The 18,592-nt window shown below is 64.8% G+C and carries 21 protein-coding genes; 7 read left to right on the forward strand and 14 right to left on the reverse strand.

From position 1 onward, the window contains the following. Nucleotides 1–6 precede the first annotated feature (6 nt). From HV770_RS12300 to dapA, 4 genes are all read right to left on the reverse strand, one after another. A complete protein-coding gene (locus tag HV770_RS12300; RefSeq protein ID WP_175159921.1) occupies nt 7–450 on the reverse strand; it encodes a bactofilin family protein in 444 nt (147 codons plus the stop codon). Nucleotides 451–531: 81 nt separating this feature from the next. Next, the gene (locus HV770_RS12305) at nt 532–927 is read right to left on the reverse strand and encodes a hypothetical protein (RefSeq protein ID WP_175159922.1); all 396 of its coding nucleotides are present in this window, start codon (nt 925–927) and stop codon (nt 532–534) included. Then, a complete protein-coding gene (locus HV770_RS12310; protein ID WP_175159923.1) occupies nt 920–1,891 on the reverse strand; it encodes a M23 family metallopeptidase in 972 nt (323 codons plus the stop codon). Before HV770_RS12310 ends, HV770_RS12305 begins: the two co-directional genes overlap by 8 nt. A gap of 332 nt (nt 1,892–2,223) precedes the next feature. Beyond that, complete coding sequence (dapA, locus tag HV770_RS12315; protein WP_175159924.1) at nt 2,224–3,153, reverse strand: 4-hydroxy-tetrahydrodipicolinate synthase; 930 nt, start codon at nt 3,151–3,153, stop codon at nt 2,224–2,226. Nucleotides 3,154–3,565: 412 nt separating this feature from the next. On the opposite strand from dapA, the gene HV770_RS12320 reads away from it, so the two are divergent. Next, nucleotides 3,566–4,858 carry an aspartate carbamoyltransferase gene (locus tag HV770_RS12320; RefSeq protein WP_175159925.1) on the forward strand — a complete coding sequence of 431 codons (1,293 nt, stop codon included), beginning with the start codon at nt 3,566–3,568 and terminating at the stop codon, nt 4,856–4,858. A 31-nt stretch (nt 4,859–4,889) separates the two neighbouring features. Here HV770_RS12320 and HV770_RS12325 read toward each other — a convergent pair whose 3' ends face one another. After that, on the reverse strand, nt 4,890–5,759 hold the full coding sequence (locus HV770_RS12325; protein ID WP_175159926.1) for an alpha/beta hydrolase: 870 nt from the start codon (nt 5,757–5,759) through the stop codon (nt 4,890–4,892). A 185-nt stretch (nt 5,760–5,944) separates the two neighbouring features. Further along, the gene (locus HV770_RS12330; protein ID WP_175159927.1) at nt 5,945–6,721 is read right to left on the reverse strand and encodes an NAD(P)H-dependent oxidoreductase; all 777 of its coding nucleotides are present in this window, start codon (nt 6,719–6,721) and stop codon (nt 5,945–5,947) included. Between the two features lie 90 nt (nt 6,722–6,811). Between HV770_RS12330 and HV770_RS12335 the strand changes: the two genes are divergently transcribed. Beyond that, on the forward strand, nt 6,812–7,705 hold the full coding sequence (locus tag HV770_RS12335) for a LysR family transcriptional regulator (protein ID WP_425497404.1): 894 nt from the start codon (nt 6,812–6,814) through the stop codon (nt 7,703–7,705). A gap of 54 nt (nt 7,706–7,759) precedes the next feature. On the opposite strand, the gene HV770_RS12340 is transcribed toward HV770_RS12335, so the two are convergent. Further along, nucleotides 7,760–8,635, reverse strand: a complete 876-nt coding sequence (locus tag HV770_RS12340; protein WP_175159928.1) for an aldo/keto reductase family oxidoreductase — start codon at nt 8,633–8,635, stop codon at nt 7,760–7,762. 104 nt (nt 8,636–8,739) lie between these two features. Here HV770_RS12340 and HV770_RS12345 point away from each other — a divergent pair, with 104 nt between their 5' ends. Next, nucleotides 8,740–9,651 carry a LysR family transcriptional regulator gene (locus HV770_RS12345; RefSeq protein WP_175159930.1) on the forward strand — a complete coding sequence of 304 codons (912 nt, stop codon included), beginning with the start codon at nt 8,740–8,742 and terminating at the stop codon, nt 9,649–9,651. A gap of 17 nt (nt 9,652–9,668) precedes the next feature. Here the strand turns inward: HV770_RS12345 and HV770_RS12350 are convergent, their stop codons facing one another. Continuing rightward, nucleotides 9,669–10,028 carry a response regulator gene (locus HV770_RS12350; protein ID WP_175159932.1) on the reverse strand — a complete coding sequence of 120 codons (360 nt, stop codon included), beginning with the start codon at nt 10,026–10,028 and terminating at the stop codon, nt 9,669–9,671. A gap of 262 nt (nt 10,029–10,290) precedes the next feature. Here HV770_RS12350 and HV770_RS12355 point away from each other — a divergent pair, with 262 nt between their 5' ends. Together HV770_RS12355 and HV770_RS12360 are read left to right on the forward strand one after the other, a co-directional pair. Then, the gene (locus HV770_RS12355) at nt 10,291–11,508 is read left to right on the forward strand and encodes a sensor histidine kinase (protein ID WP_175159934.1); all 1,218 of its coding nucleotides are present in this window, start codon (nt 10,291–10,293) and stop codon (nt 11,506–11,508) included. Between the two features lie 105 nt (nt 11,509–11,613). After that, a complete protein-coding gene (locus HV770_RS12360; protein WP_175159936.1) occupies nt 11,614–12,108 on the forward strand; it encodes a GNAT family N-acetyltransferase in 495 nt (164 codons plus the stop codon). A gap of 40 nt (nt 12,109–12,148) precedes the next feature. On the opposite strand, the gene HV770_RS12365 is transcribed toward HV770_RS12360, so the two are convergent. From HV770_RS12365 to HV770_RS12375, 3 genes are all read right to left on the reverse strand, one after another. Then, nucleotides 12,149–12,505 carry a hypothetical protein gene (locus tag HV770_RS12365; RefSeq protein ID WP_246290876.1) on the reverse strand — a complete coding sequence of 119 codons (357 nt, stop codon included), beginning with the start codon at nt 12,503–12,505 and terminating at the stop codon, nt 12,149–12,151. Between the two features lie 11 nt (nt 12,506–12,516). After that, nucleotides 12,517–13,506, reverse strand: a complete 990-nt coding sequence (locus tag HV770_RS12370) for a hypothetical protein (RefSeq protein WP_175159938.1) — start codon at nt 13,504–13,506, stop codon at nt 12,517–12,519. Nucleotides 13,507–13,773: 267 nt separating this feature from the next. Continuing rightward, the gene (locus tag HV770_RS12375; RefSeq protein WP_175159940.1) at nt 13,774–14,145 is read right to left on the reverse strand and encodes a lysozyme inhibitor LprI family protein; all 372 of its coding nucleotides are present in this window, start codon (nt 14,143–14,145) and stop codon (nt 13,774–13,776) included. Between the two features lie 322 nt (nt 14,146–14,467). On the opposite strand from HV770_RS12375, the gene HV770_RS12380 reads away from it, so the two are divergent. Then, entirely contained in the window at nt 14,468–14,854 is a 387-nt protein-coding gene (locus HV770_RS12380; RefSeq protein WP_175159942.1) for a DUF2917 domain-containing protein, read from the forward strand. A gap of 145 nt (nt 14,855–14,999) precedes the next feature. Here HV770_RS12380 and HV770_RS12385 read toward each other — a convergent pair whose 3' ends face one another. Continuing rightward, nucleotides 15,000–15,578 (reverse strand): hypothetical protein, encoded by a 579-nt coding sequence (locus HV770_RS12385; protein WP_175159944.1) that lies wholly within the window; start codon nt 15,576–15,578, stop codon nt 15,000–15,002. A 280-nt stretch (nt 15,579–15,858) separates the two neighbouring features. Beyond that, entirely contained in the window at nt 15,859–17,061 is a 1,203-nt protein-coding gene (gene pcaF / locus HV770_RS12390; RefSeq protein WP_121321162.1) for a 3-oxoadipyl-CoA thiolase, read from the reverse strand. Nucleotides 17,062–17,448: 387 nt separating this feature from the next. On the opposite strand from pcaF, the gene HV770_RS12395 reads away from it, so the two are divergent. Next, entirely contained in the window at nt 17,449–17,592 is a 144-nt protein-coding gene (locus tag HV770_RS12395) for a hypothetical protein (RefSeq protein WP_175159946.1), read from the forward strand. An 18-nt stretch (nt 17,593–17,610) separates the two neighbouring features. Here HV770_RS12395 and denD read toward each other — a convergent pair whose 3' ends face one another. Continuing rightward, complete coding sequence (gene denD / locus HV770_RS12400; RefSeq protein WP_175159948.1) at nt 17,611–18,591, reverse strand: D-erythronate dehydrogenase; 981 nt, start codon at nt 18,589–18,591, stop codon at nt 17,611–17,613. Nucleotide 18,592 lies beyond the last annotated feature (1 nt).

Consider the following 18,592-nt stretch of genomic DNA (forward strand, 5'->3'; position numbering starts at 1 on the left):
GCTCGCCTAGCCGCGTTCCCTGCGCTCGTCGTCCACGAACTCGTTCAGCGAGACCAGAAGCGCCGGCGCCTGCACCGCCTGCGCGGTTTCCCGCTTGGTGAGCTTGCCGTCGACCGACGCGCCGCAATCCATCCGCAGTTGCTGGTAGTAGATGTTGCCGGTCACGTGCGCATTGCCCTGCAACTCGACGAAGTGATCCGCAATCAGATCGCCGACGATCCTCCCATTGACCACCACGTCGTAGCCGTGCACGTTGCCCTCGATCGAGCCACGCTCGCTCAGCACGAGCAGCGTCTGGGCGCCGGGCGTGCCGCTGACGTTGCCTCTCACGTGGCCGTCCATGCGCAGGCCGTCGCTGAACTGCAAGTCGCCGGTGATCTGCACGTCGTGGGCGATCAGGGTGGCGAGCTTGGTCTGTTCGATGCCCGCGCTTTTTTTCTTGTTGAACATAACCGCTTCCTCGAAATAAAAATGTTCGTCGCGTGATGCTGTCTGGGCGGCGGGGGTGGGTGTGCGCTGTCCGCCCCCCACTCACCGCCTTGACGCCGCCTGCGTCTTGCCCTGCCCCCGCAGAAACTGCAACTCGACATTGAGCCGCGCGACGTCGGCGGCGGCGCTGTCGGCCGACTTCTGCACCGCCGCGCGAGCCGCCGACTCCTGCGCCAGCGCGAGCCGCGCGCGGGCCAGTTCGGTCTGCTGTTGCCCCTCGTCGACGGGTTCGGGCGCGCACCGGCCCGGCGCCATGCCGGCGCGCTGCGCGTTCCAGCCGGCCAGCGCCGCCGCGCCGAGCGCCGCGCTGAACGCGCACGCCCCAGCCCACATGGCGACGCGCCAAGCCAGCGATCGCGCCGGCCTCAGCGTGTAGGTGCGCCCGCTCAGTGCGCCCGCGACGCGGCCAAGCCGCCGGCCGCTCCAGCGCTCAGCCATGAGGCGGCGGCGCGAATAGCGCGAGGTAGTCGACCGGATTGACTGGCACGCCGTTGACCAGCACTTCGAAATGCAGATGCGGGCCGGTTGAGCGTCCGGTCGAGCCGACGTCGGCAATGTACTGACGCGGCAGCACCAGTTCGCCCACATGCGCGACGATCCGCGACGCGTGCGCGTAACGCGTCATGAGTCCGTTGCCGTGATCGATCTCGACCACGTTGCCATAGCCCGCTTTCTCGCCGGCGAATACCACGCGGCCGCCCGCCGCCGCCATGATCGGCGTGCCTGTTTTAGCGACCAGATCGATGCCCGGATGAAAACTCAAACGATGCGTGAACGGATCGCTGCGGTTGCCGAACGGCGAACCGAAGCGTGCGCCGTCGGCGGGCATGCGCCCCGGGAAAGCGGCGTAGGCGAGTTCGTGATCGGCCGTTTGCTGTTCGAGCGCCGACAGCGTCGCGGCGATGCAATCCAGCTGCCGGCGCGTGCGTTCGGCGTCGGCAGATCCATGGCCAGGCGGCAAGATTTCGCCGCAGGGCCGCGGCGGCAGCGCGGGGCCGCCCTCGCCGTCGGTGGCGGACAACTCCGCGTCGGACGCCGGCGCCAATGGAACGGGCATAGCCAATGCGCGCGGCGCCGGCCGTGGCGTATTCAGGCGGGCTTCGAAATCGCGCAAGGCGCCGACCTGTGTGGTCAGCCGCGCCATACGCGGCTCGATCTGCGCAACTGAAGCGCTGAGCTTACCGAGCTGATCGATCGCGTAGTCGTGCTCGACGCGGTTGGCAGCCTGAGCGCCGGACGCGCCACGCGCATCCCAGTGCATGCCAATTGCGACGCCTGCGGCGAGCGCTAGTGCGGCCGAGCCGCAAGCCGCCCCCGCCGCGAGCGAAAAAGCCGCGCGGCGCGTGATGAAGCGGACCGACCCGCTGGAAAGCTGACTGCCGGCACTGAATACGGAAGCCATCACGGACTCCCCGCGCACGAAACGCAAGCGGCACGAAACCGCGCACGCGGGTCGCGGCGCATGCCGGGGGACATCGGCGCGTCACACGCGCCCGACACGCGGCACGTGCAGACACGGGACAGGACATTGGCAAACAGGAATGACTGCATTCGGCATGGGCCGGACACAGGCCGGCGGCGATAAAGGATCAGAAGGGCGTCGATTATCACCTGGCTATACCAGGCTTTATCTCAAATATGGAGTGGTGATTAGAGATGCCAAACACGGCGTATAAGCCGTGTTTGGATGCATCGCGATGACAGTCCTTCTGTCCGTTCTTCGCGACGATTCGATCAGGCCGATCGTTCGGCATCCTGTTCAAATACACCTGGTGCGCCGAGCCCTTCCAGCAGCGCGGCGAGCGCATCGCTCGCGCGCGTCATCGGCATGCGCAGTTCGTTGCGGATCAGCCCTTGCGCGGCGAGCAGCGCCTTCACCGGCGCCGGATTCGGTTCGGCGAACGCCGCCTGAATCAGCGGCACCAGCTCGTGAAAAATGCGCCGGCCTTCGTCGAGCCGGCCTGCCGTCAGCGCGCGATAGAGCGCAACGAAGCGCTCCGGCCGCAGATGCGCGGACGCCGCGATCGCGCCGCTGCCACCCAGACACACGGTATTGAAGATCGCCACGTCCTCGCCGGCGAGCACCTGCAGGCGGCCGTCGCGAATCAGCGCGAGCGTGGTGTCGAGCGAACCGGCGCAATCCTTCACAGCCTGAATCCGCGGATGCGCGGCGAGCGTCAGCAGCGTGTCGAGTTCGAGCCGCACGCCGGTCCGGTACGGAATGTCGTACAACACGACCGGCTTGTCGCTCGCATCGGCGAGGGCGGTGAAATGATCGACGATGCCCGCTTGCGACGGCCGGATGTAATACGGCGCGGCAATCAGCACGCCGGCGATCGGCAGCGTGCTGAGTCGTTCGATGCGCTCGCGCATGCTCGCCGTGTGATTGCCCGATACGCCGACCAGCACCGGCAGCGCCCGCGCGCCGTTCGCGCCGTCCCCGCCACGAGCCGCGGCTTGCGCGGCGTCGAGAATCGTCGCGAGCACGGCGTCCTGCTCGGCGGCATCGAGCGCGGCAGGCTCGCCGGTCGTGCCGAGCGCGACCAGCCCGGCGACGCCCGCGTCGGCATAGCGGCGCACCAGCGCGCGTAACGCGGCGTGATCGACGGCGCCGTCGGCGAACGGCGTAATGAGCGGAATCCAGATACCCGAAAAATCAGACATGTTTCTACCTCGATGACGCGACCGTATCGATTCCGTTCAGCGGTACGAGGGAAACATTCAGGACAGGCCGCAGGCGGGCGGTGACCGGCTGTTCCGTCGCACATCTGACGGAACAGCGTGCTCCGGTCAGATGAGCGGCTGTTTTTTGGCTTTGGCGCCGACGTTCGGACGGGTCGCGCTGCTGCGAACGCGCCACCCGTGCGCGGGCATCCCCGCAACGCTCGTGGAAGCGTCGTGTGCGAGGGTCGACAGGCGGAGTCGGAACGTGGGGCCGGAGTGCATGAAGCGCAGTGTAACCGGCTGCGGCGCCGTCTGGCAAAGCCGTCTCGAAAAGCGCTTGACTTCTCTCACAGGGCAACTAATATACGCACCGCGTACATCCACCGCCTACTCCCTTCTCCGACAGGTCCCCATGAGCGTCCCGCAACAAGCCTTCCTACGCGATGCGATGCGTCGCCTAAACATGACGCGCGACACGTTCGCGAGCCGCATCGGCGTGTCGCGCCGGGCGCTCGACACGTGGCTTCTGCCGGACGATTCGCAGGAATCGCGCGCCATGCCGGAGATCGTCGAGCGCTTCGTATCAGAGATCGTGGTGCATGGCGACCCCGGCGAGAAATATACGCAGAGCGTAGATTCGCAATCGCTCGCCAGCCAAATGCTGTTCGAAGGGCGGCCACAGCTGTTGTCGGTCGATCAGTTCTCGCGCGACTCGGTGGAGGCGCTGTTCCGGGTGGCCGACATCATGCAGCCCATCGCGCGGCGCCGCAAAATCTCCCGCGTGCTCGAAGGCGCGGTGCTCGGCAATCTGTTCTTCGAGGCCAGCACGCGCACCCGCGTGAGCTTCGGCGCGGCCTTCTGCCGGCTGGGCGGCTCGGTGTGCGACACCACTGGCTTCACGTTTTCCTCGATGGCCAAGGGCGAGTCGATCTACGACACGAGCCGCGTGATGAGCGGCTACGTCGACGCCCTAGTGATCCGCCATCCGGAGCAAGGCTCGGTGGCCGAATTCGCGCGCGCGACCAACGTGCCGGTAATCAACGGCGGCGACGGCCCCGGCGAGCATCCGAGCCAGGCCCTGCTCGATCTCTACACGATCCAGCGGGAGTTTTCGCGTCTGGGGAAAATCGTCGACGGCGCGCATATCGCGCTGGTGGGAGACCTGAAGTACGGGCGCACCGTGCATTCGCTGGTGAAGCTGCTGGCGCTGTACCGCGGCATCAAATTCACCCTGATCTCGCCGCCGATGCTCGAAATGCCCGGCTACATCACCGAGCAGATTTCGCGCAACGGCCACGTGATCGAGCAGACTCACGACCTCGCCAACGGCTTGCGCGGCGCCGACGTGGTGTACGCGACGCGCATCCAGAAAGAGCGCTTCACCGACGAATCGTTCGAAGGCTACACCCCCGACTTCCAGATCAATCAAGCGCTGGTGGACAGCGTATGCGGGGCCGACACGCTGATCATGCACCCGCTGCCGCGCGACAGCCGGCCCGGCGCGAACGACCTGAGCGTGGACCTGAATCACGACGCGCGGCTGGCGATTTTCCGGCAGACCGACAACGGCATTCCGGTGCGGATGGCGATTTTCGCGGTGCTGCTGGGTGTCGAAAAGCTGGTTCAGCATTCGATGCGCGACGCCGCGTGGCGCCGGCCTGCGTATCTCGGCCCGGATGACGCGGTGTTTCACGGCATCGATTGAACGGCGCAGTGCGGTGTTCGAATTTGTGCATTCAGCTTGCGGCGCTGGTGAGGTTGCCAGCCGCGGTGCTGGCCATGCGCGCGTGCCTGAACGCGCTGGCGAAGAACAAGACCTGATACTGCACCGCGTTCGACCAGTACGTCCACGTGTGGCCGCCGGGCCGCTCGGCGTAGTCATGCGGCACCCCGAGTTCGACGAGCCGCTCGTGCAGCATGCGATTCGACTGCACGAGCGAATCGTTCACGCCGCAGTCGATCGTCAGCGCGATATGCGCGTCGTCGAAACTGCGCGCATTCTCGACGATCGCCTCGCTGTTCCAGAAGCCCGCGTCACGGGCCGGGTCGCCGAATACCTGCTCGATGCCGGGCTCGTCCTCGGAGCCGCGCGGGTCTACCGCGCCGCTGATGCTGCCCGCCGCGCCGAATTCGTCCGGCCGGCCCAGCGCGATATGCAGCGCGCCGAATCCGCCCATGCTCAGGCCGGTAATCGCGCGCGCCTCTTTCGTTGCAAGCGTGCGGAAGTGCGCGTCGACGTAAGCCACCACTTCCGTGCCCACATAAGTTTCGTAACGGCTGCGCGGGTTGACCGGACTGTCGATGTACCAGCTTTCATGACCGCCGTCGGGCATGACGAGAATCACGTGATAGCGGTCGGCCAGCTTGCCGATGGGCGAATTCGTGGCCCAGTCGGTGTAGTCGCCGCCCGAGCCGTGCAACAGATAGATGACGGGAAAGCGATTGGCCGTATTGCGTCGCGCATATTGGTCGGGCAGCACCACCGTCGCCTCGAACGATTCGTGCATCGCCGCGCTGGGAATGGTGACGACCCGGGACTCATAAGCCCATGCGGGCGCCGTGACGAGCAGCGTCAGAATGAGCCAGAACGCACGAACTGGATTCATGGTGTCGCTCCCCCCTGTCTAGGTGTCCGAAGAACACAATCCGGCATGCGGCGGCCTGCTTGCGTCGACGACTCTAGCAATAGCGACTTACAACCAAATTTCAGCGAAACATACGATCCCTTCAGAGAGAAGCCCCACACGCCCACACGAAGGGAGGAGCGAACGTTCGCCCCTCCCTGCCCAGCCTATTCGACATGCGCGGCGAAGCCGACCCGCTCCGGCGCCAGATCGTCCCGCAGCGTCAGTTCAGGAATCGCATACGCGCCGCCGTTCTGCTGCCGGAACGGAATCGGCTGGGTGGTCCAGAGATCGTCGAGTCTTTTGCCCAATGCGTCGCGAACCGCCGCATAGTTCGCCTCGTCGATTCTGCTCGTGCGATAAACCACGAACGGCGGCAGCACGTCGAAACCGGGGTAATACAGAACGCCGTGCTGGATCGGAAACAGCACGTCGTCCATCGGGCCATTGATGCCACGCGCACTGTAGTGCGACTCCCAGCCGCCGGTCGTGACCACCAGCATCGCACGCTTGCCGGCGAACTTGCCCTCCCCATAACGCTCGCCCCAGCGCGCGTCGGAGTGCTCGCCGACGCCGTACGCGAGGCCGTACGCATAGACGCGTTCCACCCAGCCCTTGAGGATGGCGGGCATCGAGAACCACCAGAGCGGAAACTGCAGGATCACCGCATCCGCCCACATCAGCTTCTCCTGCTCACGGACGATGTCCGCGCTCTGCAAGCCGTTCTCGAACGCGTGTTTCGACTCGCGGGACGGATAAAAGCGCTCGCTGGCTTGCCGCTCGATGCTGTCGTGCGCATCGAGCGAGGCTTTCCACTGCATCGCGTACAGGTCGGAAACCTGCACGACGTGGCCGGCGCCCTGGAGCCGCTTGACCGCGAAATCCTTCAGCGACCCGTTCAACGATTTCGGTTCAGGGTGCGCATAAACAAGCAGAACTTTCATGACCGTGCTCTCTTTTCGTGATGGAATGACATCACGATAGATTCCACTCCGGTATATTGGAAATGAATTCCCCGTATATCTGGTATTGCGATGGTTAATCTCCGAACACTCGACCTCAATCTGCTCGTTACGCTCGACGTCCTGCTGTCGGAGCACAACGTGACGCGAGCGGCCGAACGCCTGAACTTCTCGCAGCCGTCGGTCAGCGTGCATCTGGCCAAATTGCGGGACGTGTTCGGCGATCCGCTGCTGCTACCAGGGCCGCGTGGCATGCGGCCCACCGCGCGCGCCGAGGCGTTGCGCGAACCGCTGCGCGAGGCGCTCGCAGCGCTCGAACGCGCGGTCGCCCCGGCGAGTCCGTTCGATCCGGCGGTGGCCACGCACACGTGGCGCGTCGCCGCGAGCGATTACGCCGAGTCGACGATCATCCTGCCCGCGCTGGCCGGCATGCGCGCGGCGGCGCCGGGCACGCGGCTCGCCGTCGTCGAAGCGGCGCCGCCGCGCATCGCGAAACAGGCCGAACGCGGCGAGATCGATCTGGCATTTCACACGAGCGAAGGCTCGCCCGAAGGATTGCGCCGGCGCGTGCTATTTGCGGAGCGTTATGTGCTGGCGGGCCGCGCGGATCATCCGCGGCTCAAGCGCCGGCCGACACTCGCGCAGTTCTGCAAACTCGACCATGTGATCGTGTCGCCGGTGGGCGGCGGCTTTGTCGGCGTCACCGACGAAGTGCTCGCGAAAGCGGGACTCACCCGCAAGGTGGCGCTGTCGGTGCCGCACTTCCTGTTCATGCTGTCGGTGCTGGCGAGCACCGACCTCGTCGGTATGCTGCCCGAGCGGCTCGCGCGCGACTGGGGCGCGGTGCGCATGGTCGAGCCGCCCGTCGACGTGCCGGGCTACGAGATGGCGATGCTCTGGCATGAGCGTTCACATCGCGACCCGGCGCATCAATGGTTGCGGGAGCACATCGCCGGGTCGGTATGACGACGCCCGCCGAAATTCGACGCGCCCAGCCTAGCCACGCCAAAGCAATCGCACTTAACCTTTTGTGCCGCCGATTGCGTTCAGCTGGCCGAATACCTCACCGCTCAGGCTCAAATGCGCCGCCGCCAGGTTCTCGTGCAAATGTCCAGGCGAGGACGTACCAGGGATCAGCAGAATGTTAGGTGCCCGACGCAACAGCCACGCGAGCGCCACCTGCATCGGCGTCGCGCCGAGCGTCTGCGCGATATCCGATAGCGCCGACGACTGGATCGGCGTAAATCCGCCGAGCGGAAAAAACGGCACGTAGGCGATGCCCTTGTCGGCGAGATCGTCGATCAAGGCGTCGTCCTCGCGATGCACGAGGTTGTAGTGGTTCTGCACGCAGACCACCTCCGCAATGCGCCGCGCCTCGTCGATTTGTGCAGCGGTCACATTGCTCAAGCCGATATGACGCACGAGCCCGCGCTGTTGAAGCCCGGCGAGCGCCGTCACCTGCTTTTCGATCGAGCCTTCGGAGGGCGCGTGCACGCTGCCCATGATGCGCATGTTGACGACTTCCAGCACGTCGAGGCCGAGGTTGCGCAGGTTGTCGTGCACGCCGCGTTCGATGTCCGCCGGTTCAAGCGCCGGTAGCCACGCGCCATCGTCGCCACGCGTCGCGCCCACTTTCGTGACGATCACGAGATCGTCCGGGTACGGATGCAGCGCTTCGCGAATCAGCTGGTTGGTGATGTGCGGTCCGTAAAAGTCGCTCGTATCGATGTGGTTCACACCCGAGGCCACCGCCTCGCGCAGCACCGCGAGCGCCGCGGCGCGGTCTTTCGGCGGCCCGAACACGCCGGGGCCGGCAAGCTGCATCGCCCCGTAGCCCATGCGCCGCACCGTGCGGCCGGCAAGCGAAAAGGTCTCCCCGAAACTGACATTCGACATGACACGCTCCTTGATGAGTGGATGAGCGGCAGTATCGCCGGGATTGCGTTGTTGAATAAACGGGTCTAACGTGTACGGGTTGTTTAAAAATATGAACAATCACGATGGAATTGAACGACCTTGCCGCCTTCGTCTCCGTCGCCCGCGCGGGCGGCTTTCGCGACGCGGCGCGCAGCGGCGGCGTGTCCGCATCGAGTCTGAGCATCGCCGTGCGGCGCCTGGAGAGCAAACTCGGGCTACGTCTCTTGAACCGCACCACGCGCAGCGTCGCGCCGACGGAGGCCGGGCTGCGTCTGATCGAAAAGCTGACGCCGCTGTTCGGCGAAATGGAAGCGGCGCTGGATGTCCTCAATGGCTTCAGGGACACGCCGACCGGCACGCTCAAACTGAACGTGCCGTCGAGCACGGCGCGCATCGTCCTGCCGAACGTTATCGCGTCCTTCCTCAAGCAGTACCCGGATATCCGCGTCGAAGTGGTGGTCGAGGACGGCTTCGTCGACGTGCTGTCGATCGGCTGCGACGCCGGCATTCGCTATGACGAGCGCCTCGAACAGGACATGATCGCGATCCCGATCGGGCCGCGCGTGCAGCGCTTCGCGACGGCCGCGGGCCCGGCCTATCTCGACGCCCACGGACGCCCCGAGCATCCGCGCGAACTACTGTCGCATGCATGCTTGCGCGCCCAATTCGCCGGCGGCGCCACACCGACCTGGTATTTCGAGCGCGATGGCGAAGTGCTGCAATTGAATCCGTCTGGACCACTGATCGTGCGGCCAGGCGCTGCGATCGACCTTGCGGTCAGTTGCGCGGCGGCAGGCGTCGGCGTGATCCATCTATTCGAAGACATGCTGCGTGCGCAACTCGACAGCGGCGCGCTGGAGCCCATTCTGGAGCCGTGGTGGCAACGCTTTTCGGGGCCCTTTCTCTACTATCCCGGCGGCCGCCACATGCCGGCGCCGTTGCGCGCGTTCGTCGACTTCGTGAAGGCGGCCAATGCCGGCGGCTCGAGGGATTGAGCCGCCCGCCCAGCATCTCAATGCGGGCGCTTGCACAGTTGCGCGACCGTCGCCAGAAAGCGCTCCGCGCCGACCGGCTTGCGCACGCACACGTCCCAGTTCTTCCCATCGGCTTCGAGCGGCGGGACCGCGGTATGAATGACAATGGGTACATCGGCGAATCCGGCCAGCGCCCGCAGACGCCGGCACAATTCAGCGCCGTCCATGATCGGCATCATCCAGTCGGTGATAACCAGGTCGGGAACGTGCGCTGCCGCGCGCGCCATCGCCTCTGCGCCGTTGCTCGCGCAACCCACCTCATAACCTTCACGTTCCAGAATCAAGCGCCACGCCGCAAGGATTTCCGGCTCGTCGTCCACCAACAGGATTGAGTGCATCAGCGTTCGCCGGTTGATTGTCTTGCTCGTTTCTGGTGGCGCCGCAACAAATGTTCCACTCATGGAGAATGCGGTGATAATGAACGCGGTGATCGGCTTGAACGGCGCGTTTTAATTGCCCGTGAGCGGAGCGCCTGCTGGTTGTCTCCCCATCACTGCCACGGACAGCTTGTTTCTCGCGAGTACGCATAGGGCTCCGCGACCAATATGTGCGCCGTGGTTTGAGCCTTCACATTGTTGAAACTTCACCTGCGTCTCAGTTATGACGGACACCCGCGTGAGCCCGCTGCGCAATTTCGCCGACTTCGTCCGCTCAGAGCGACTCCGGCTCACCGGACAATGGATGAACGCCGTCGCGAGCGACCTCGATCTCGTCGAGGCCGACAAACTCACGTACCAGCAACTCGCCGATCATCTGCCGGAGATTCTCGAAGGACTCTGCGCGGCGCTCGATAGCGAAGATCTGGAGCGCGTCGAAACGTCGATCGAACGCAACGCAAAAAAACACGGCAACGTGCGGTGGCGCCAGGGCTATCGGATCGAGGAGCTAGTGCGTGAACTCGACCTCTTCCATCAGGTGCTCGGCGAAGCGCTCGACGCGTTCGCGCAGCAGGACAGCACCTTCACGCGCCGTCATGAAAGCCGCGCGCGGCGGCTGATCGCCGAAGCGTTCAGCATGGTGTCGTACACGTCGATCAAGGAAGTGGTCAGCGAGCGCGACCGCAAGATCGACGAGTACACCGGTCAACTCGAACGCGCGAACCACGAGTTGATCCTGAAACAGCGGCTGGTGGGCGAGTTGCACGAATCGCGTATGCAGATCACACGCAGCGTGGTGCACGACCTGCGTAATTTCCTCAATGCGTTTTCGATCGCACTGCAACTGATCGGGCGAGCGCCATCGAAGGCCGATACCGCATTGGCGCTTGCGAACCGGCAGACCGCCGACATGAAGCTGCTCGTCGACCAGATGGTCGAGTATGCGGTCATGCTCGGCGACGGCGCGCCGCTCGCACTCGAACAGGTTGAATTGCGCGAGCTTTATGACGAACTGGCCACGTCGACGCGTCCGTTGATCGACGCCAAAGGGCTGAGCTTGCGCGCATCGTGCGACCCGGAATTGAAGACGGTGACATCCAATCGTCTCAAGCTCAAACAGATCGCGGTCAATCTGCTGTCCAACGCGACCAAGTACACGAAGTCAGGCCAGGTCGAACTGCAGTTCGCCATGGCCGGCACAGAGCATTGGACGATACGCGTGTCCGATACCGGCGTAGGCATTTCGGCTTCGGACGCGGAGCGCGTGTTCGACGAGTTCGAGCGCGCCGCGGGCGGGGATATTCCGGGCACGGGTCTGGGTCTCTCGATCGTCAAGGAGTTGTGCCGCATATTGAATGGCCACATCGATTTCGTGTCCCGCGAGGGTGTGGGGACGACGTTCCATATCCGCTTTCCGGTAGTGCTCGAAGAAACGCAATAAGGCCTGCGCGGTGGCGACATCTCACTGCACACGTTCCGTTAAACTGCTCGCATTCAAAGCGCAGCAAGCCTGCGCCACGTCGAAACAGCCCACTACAACGCGCGAATGATCCACATCCAGACCGCCCGCTTCCCGGAACAGCTCGACGCCGTCCGGGCCATCTTTCGTGAATACGCCGAGAGTCTGGGCATCGATCTCGGCTTCCAGAATTTCGATTCCGAACTCGCCGACCTGCCCGGCAAATTCGCTGCGCCTCGCGGCCGTGTGCTGCTCGCTTATCACGAAGCGGATATCGTCGGCTGCGTCGCGGTGCGCCCGCTCGATGACACGACCTGCGAGATGAAACGTCTTTACGTCCGTCCATCGGGTCGCGGTTTGCAGGCCGGCAAGCAACTGGCGACGCGCATTTGCGCGGTGGCAAGAGAATCGGGCTATCAGCGCATCCGCCTCGACACGCTGCCGACCATGCACGCAGCGCTGCGGCTATATGCGTCGCTGGGTTTCGAAGCCATTGCGGCTTACGTGTTCAATCCGATTCCCGGCGCGATATTTCTGGAGTGCGATCTGACTCGCCATCGCGAGGAAGACCCGGTGGGTTAGCTGTGGCGCGCCGTGCGGCGAGCGCGAGCACACGGTGCTTTTATTGCGGCACGGGTTCGCTACGGCTTGCCGGCAGACAGGCGCTCATCGCGCCGGCGTGCGCGCTCAACCCCCGCACGACGATCTCAGACGATTTGCCGTCGCACCGCGCCAGTTCGGCCAGGTCGAGCAACGCGGCGTATCGTGCGGAACAATCTTGCGACGCTTCGGGCGGATCGTTCGCGCGAAGGCCGTGAGCGTCTGCGATGAACTCGCTCGCAGCCGCCGTCAGACCTAGCGCGACAATGAGCGCCGCGAGCAGGCCTTTGAAAACAGCCGGTGTCGATAACGCTTCGACACGCGAGCGGCGCGCCACACTCCTAGGCTGTTCATCGATCGCGTCATGACGGACTCGCATCGCCGCGCTCCTCACGCCCAATGCGCCGGCACCCAGACTCGCCCGACCCAGTGGCCCGGCACCCACACCGCCGGGCGCGGCGCCGGCGCGACGTACACGATGCGCGGCGCGACATACACGGCCGGCGGCGGCGGTGCGTACACCACCGGCGGCGGCGCAACATAAGCAACCGGCGGCGCGACCACGACCGGCTTCGGCGCAATGTAGACGACCGGCGGCGGAGGCGGCGGCACGTACACCACCGGCTTCGGCGCGACCACGACCGTCGTACCGCCGGTCGCGACGACACCGCTCGTCACCACCGTGCCGCTCGTCGTCACCGTGTTGCTGTGCGTGCCGGTCACGCTCGTCGACGTCGTGACGACGCCGGGCGCGACGCGCGTCGCCGTGCCGGAGTGATAGACGCTCCCGCCGTCCGAGCCCGTCACCGCGCCCGAGCGCGAGCAGGTCGAACCTGCGCATTGGGTCGATGCCGAATGATCGACCGTGTTGCCGTTCGAGCCGGTGATCGATCCCGACGACGAATATTGGCCCGGCGCGGTCTTCGTCACGTCGCCGGAGGTTGTGGCCGTTTTGCCGTCCGGGCCTGTCAGCGTGCCGGTGTGCGAACAACTGCCGCCGGCGCAACTGGTGTCGCCGGCATGCTGGACGGAGTTGCCGTAACGCCCGGTCGCCGTGCCCGAATTCGAGAACTGGCCCGGCGCATTGCGCGTCACCGTGCCGGTGTTGCTGGCAAAGCCGCCATAAGGGCCCGCCACGCCGCCAGCGTGCGAACAGCTGCCGCCGCCACACGAGCCGTAGTGGGCGCCGTTGTAGGTGCCGCGCGATGTGTACGCCGTGCCGTGCTGCGACCACGCGAACGCCGACGCGCTGCCGAGCGCGAGCACGGCGGCGGTGGCGCCGAGCACGAGCCTGCGCAACGCACTGCGTGAGAATGAAGAGACTGCCGATGACGCAACACAAGCAGTGCTGACCGGCACGACGAACGAACGATTTTTCACGATATGTCCTTGCTGAGTTCGGGCCACTTGTGTCACTGCGGTCTGGCGACAAACGGACTATAGAAGGACGAGCCGGGTAAATCAGCAACGCAGATATGTCGCCTCGTTTCATCGTGAAGGAAGCCTGCTGGGCAAGGGTTCGCGGGCGTTTTGCGGCCGTTGTGACATATCGCGACATAGATTGTCACGGCGGACGGGCGCGGCGCCCGCCGCGTGGCCGCGTGCTCGCCGCACGCGCAACTGCGAATACAGATGCGAAATGCGAAATCAGAACGGTCCGCGGCTCGCCAGGCGCGCGTACTCGTCCTTCAGCGTGCCGATGCGCCGACGATATGCGGCGAGCAGACACGCGTAATCGCGGCCACATGCCTGCCTCGACTTCAGCCATGCCTGTTGTTCGTCCTGCATATTGCCGCGCGTGCCCATCGCGACGAGACCGGTCAGCATCTGATAGCGAACCGACATCTCGACATCCAGCTCGCTCAGTTGCCGGGAAGCGCAGATCGTCTTCTCGTCGGGCAAACGCGCCCGATTACAGTCGAAGCTCGCGGCGCAAGCCGGACCGGCAGCGAGGGCGGCCAGCATGAACAGCGCAGATTGCAGACGTCGTTTGATGCTGCGGTTACGGTTGCTCGTCATCGTCGTTCAGGAGTGAATGCGGTGAAATGAATCTGCCTGCATGGAAGCGCGCGCGTCAATCCGCGTGATGCATGCATAAAGCGGCACATTTTGATTGACAAGCCCTGCGGCAAAACGGCACACTCGATTCCATGCTGACGCACCTCTCCATCGCCATTGCGATTAACTACCCGATGCGAGCCATCACTGGCTGGCCATTGGGAGCATGTGTGCGCTAGTAGTCTGAATCTGCAAACAAGACCCCCAAGGCCCCGCCGGTAACGGAAGGGGCCTTTTGTTTTGTGGGCGCCTCCGTCAGCCGGCTCGATGACGGAGAACGAAGATGGATCAGGCAAGCCCGCAGTGCATGGACGATGACTCGAGTCTGGTGTCGTATCGGCATCGGTCCGACGAGCTTCTGCCGATAGTGGTAGTGCATTTTTCCGTGTTGCCCGGCGCGACGCTGACCTGGCGCGTCGATGCCGACAGCACGCTGGCAGTGCAAGGCGCGCGCGTCTGGCTCACGCGCGTCAGTTCACCTTACGATCACTGGCTCGCGCCCGGCGACGAGTTCCGCCTGCAACGCGGCGAGCGCGTGTGGCTCAGCACGGACGGCAAAGCTGCCGCGCGTGTGTCGTTGAGCAGCTTGCTGCCGGCCAGACGCGGGGTGATCGCGCGTTGGCTGGGAAGGCTTGCGTGGTTGAGCATCGGCACACCTACAGCGCGTTAGCGAAGCCGTTCGATGCGCAATGTAGCGATCGCGTGATGGCTGGACGGTGCACATGCGTTAGAAGAAATTTGGCGGCTCCCCCTGATGCGAGGGGGTATGTGCTTCGCCGGTATCGGTAGTCGTCAGCGCGCCGCGTGCATCACGCTCACTGCCCCACCGGCGTGATCTGCACAGCTGCGGCCGATACGAATACCGCATGGATCGTATCGCCCGCCTTCACTCCTTCGAGATCGACGCCGGGACCGGCTTCGAGCGTCTGCGCCCGATATGCGCCACGCAGAGTGACGAGCCGCTTCTTGTGGTCGATCTTCTCGACGGTGGCAACCACTTCGGTCTGACGCGCCGATTCGAAACCACTTGAAGCCGGCGTGTATGTCTGCTTGTCGACGCGCTTGCGAATCCCCTTCTCCGCCCCAACGACCTTCTCGGCCTTCACGAGCAGCGCGTTTTTATAAAGCACGTCTACCCGATCGCCCACCTTCAGTTGCTCGAAGGTGGCGACCTGTTGGCCTACCAGAACGAGCATTTCATTGCCGCCAGGCCCCTTCAGCGTGAGCGAGCGGCTGCCCGCATCGATGCCGACGATTTCCGCCTTCATGTGCACCGGCTGCACTGCGCCGATCACGCCTTGCGCAGCGCTCGCCATGTCGTCTTGTGCCCACGCCGGTTGCGCCGTGGCGAATGTCGCGACTATCAATGCGGTGCCAATCGTCATTGCCTTCATTTGCGCGCTCCTTGCGACAGTGTTCGATCCGGCCTGGCGGTAGTCCGAAGTACAGGACACACGCGTTCGACGCCAGACACACCCACATCTCCAGGACAACCGCTTCCAAACGATTCTACTTAACGGGTAGCACACAGCGAGCCCGCACACATCCACTGCGCGCAAAGACAAGCTACGACGCACAAAACAAACAGCCCCATCGCACGAGCGATGGGGCTGTTCATGATGCCTTGCAAAGCGCAGACGCGTGCCGACAACCGACACGCCCCACGTCAAACCATTACACGCGCTCGATAGCGATCGCGATGCCCTGGCCGACGCCGATACACATCGTGCACAACGCAAAGCGGCCTTGCGTGCGCTGCAGCTGATACATCGCGGTCGTCACCAGACGCGCGCCGCTCATGCCGAGCGGGTGGCCGAGCGCGATCGCGCCGCCGTTCGGATTCACGCGCGCGTCGTCGTCGGCAACACCGAGTGCGCGCAAGACCGCGATACCTTGCGAAGCAAATGCCTCGTTCAGTTCGATCACGTCGAACTGATCGATGGTCATGTTCAGACGCGCGAGCAGTTTTTGCGTGGCGGGCGCCGGGCCGATGCCCATCACGCGCGGCGCGACGCCGGCCGTGGCGATACCCAGCACGCGAGCACGCGGCGTGAGGCCGAAGCGTTTCGCCGTTGCTTCGTTGGCGAGCAGCAGAGCCGCCGCGCCGTCGTTCACGCCCGACGCGTTGCCCGCCGTGACCGTGCCGTCCGGACGCACCACACCCTTGAGCTTGGCGAGCGTTTCGAGGCTGGTTTCACGCGGGTGTTCGTCTTGCGAGACCGTGATCGGATCGCCCTTTTTCTGCGCAATCGTCACGCCGACGATTTCCTGCGCCAGCGTGCCGTCGCGTTGCGCACGTGCCGCCTTCTGCTGGCTGCGCAGCGCGAAGGCGTCCTGATCGGCGCGGCTGATGTTGTAGTCGGTCGCGACGTTTTCGCCGGTCTCCGGCATCGAGTCGACGCCGTACAGCTTCTTCATCAGCGGGTTGACGAAGCGCCAGCCGATCGTCGTGTCGTAAATCTCGGCCTGGCGCGCAAACGCGCTGCTTGCCTTGGGCATCACGAACGGTGCGCGGCTCATGCTTTCAACGCCGCCCGCCACCATCAGCGCGGCCTCGCCCGACTTGATCGCGCGCGCCGCGATGCCGACCGCGTCCATGCCCGAGCCGCACAGACGGTTCACCGTCGAGCCCGGCACGCCTTGCGGCAGGCCTGCGAGCAGCAACGACATGCGCGCCACATTGCGGTTATCGTCACCGGCCTGGTTCGCGCAGCCGTAAATCACGTCGTCGATCGCGTCCCAGTCGACGCTCTTGTTGCGCTCCATCAGCGCCTTGAGCGGCACCGCGCCCAGATCGTCGGCGCGCACCGACGACAGCGAACCCGCATAGCGGCCAATGGGGGTGCGAATCGCGTCGCACAGGAATGCTTCGGTCATGTGATGTCTCCAGTTGATGTGCTGCGTGCGCTGTGCCGTAGCCGGCCGCGCTGGCGCTGGCGCCAATGTGGACGGGATGCGCTGAGGCATCGGCCCGGCGAGCGCAACGGGAAGCGGTGACACGGCAGCCGCCACGTCAAGGCAGCTTAGCGCAGGATGGTGAACGACGGTTTCGAAATTGCCATTTGTTCTTTATACGAACACACGGTCATATATCGAACAATGAGACTCGATAATAGGCGCGAGCGTGAAACCGTGTCAAGCGCGACCAGGCGCGCACCAGGGAATACGTGCAGGGGGATTGACGCGCAGTGACCGTCTTGCGTCGGAGGAATAGCGGTGAATCCTGAGGCCGTTGAGGGGCGCGGCCCCGCTGGGGTGCAACTCATGGCCGTTGGCAAGGAACTGAAGCTGAGGGCGCAGCCAGCTCCGCGCACCCGCTCTGGCGAGCGGGCCGCCGGCGTGCAACTGCTAGCCAGCCCCGGAGCCAAGGCTAAAACCGAAGCCGCAGCCGAACAGAAACTGAAATGAAGCCGAGCCCAAAGCTCCTCATCGAACCTCGATTCCCTCATCCGCGATATACGCGCGAATCACGTCCGCGAAGCTGCGATCGCCGCTCAGTCCCAGCCCTTCGGCGCGCGACGTGTTCCACTGCCCCGGCCAGCTGCCAACGATCTTCTCCACGCGCGCATCCGGCTCACGCACGATCCGCTGCGCGACAGCGTCGCCGGCGACCTCGCGCAGCGCGGCGATCATCTCGTCGACGCTCACCGAAATGCCGGGCAGATTCAACACGCGCTGGTTGCCGAGCGCGGCCGCGTCGATTTCGAGCCCAGCGATCAGGCTCTCGATCGCCTTGCGGGGCGACAGCAGCCACAGGCGCGTCGAGCCCGCGACCGGGCACGTCGCCGATTCGCCGTTCAGCGGCTCGCGGATGATGCCGCTCGCGAACGATGACGCCGCCGCATTCGGCCGCCCCGGCCGCACGCTGATGGTGGGCAGCCGCAGCACGCGGCCATCGACGAAACCGCGCCGCGCGTAATCGTTGAGCAACAATTCCGCGATCGCCTTCTGTGCGCCATACGACGACTGCGGATTCAGCGCGGTGTCGTTCTGCACGATCTCGGGCAGGTCGCCGCCATAGACCGCGACCGAACTCGTGAACACCACGCGCGGCCGATGCCCGCGCTGCCGGCAAACTTCCAGCAGCAAACGGGACGCATCCAGATTGATGCGCATGCCGAGATCGAAATCCGCCTCGGCCTGGCCGCTCACGATCGCGGCCAGATGGAAGATCGCCGAAGTTTTACCGTCGATCACGCGTTCCAGCACGCTGCGCTCGGCGATATCGCCCACTTCCGTGCGCACGCGGCTGTCGCCGACATCGCCCGCACGCACCACGTCGAGCAGCACCAGTTCGGTAATCGCTTGCGGCGCGCCTTGCTGGTCTTTCAGGGAACCGCGCGAGAGCAGTTCACGCGCGAGACGCTGGCCGAGAAAACCCGCGCCGCCGGTAATCAGTACTTTCATG

The sequence above is a fragment of the Paraburkholderia fynbosensis genome (assembly GCF_902859935.1).
Classification (GTDB): domain Bacteria; phylum Pseudomonadota; class Gammaproteobacteria; order Burkholderiales; family Burkholderiaceae; genus Paraburkholderia; species Paraburkholderia fynbosensis.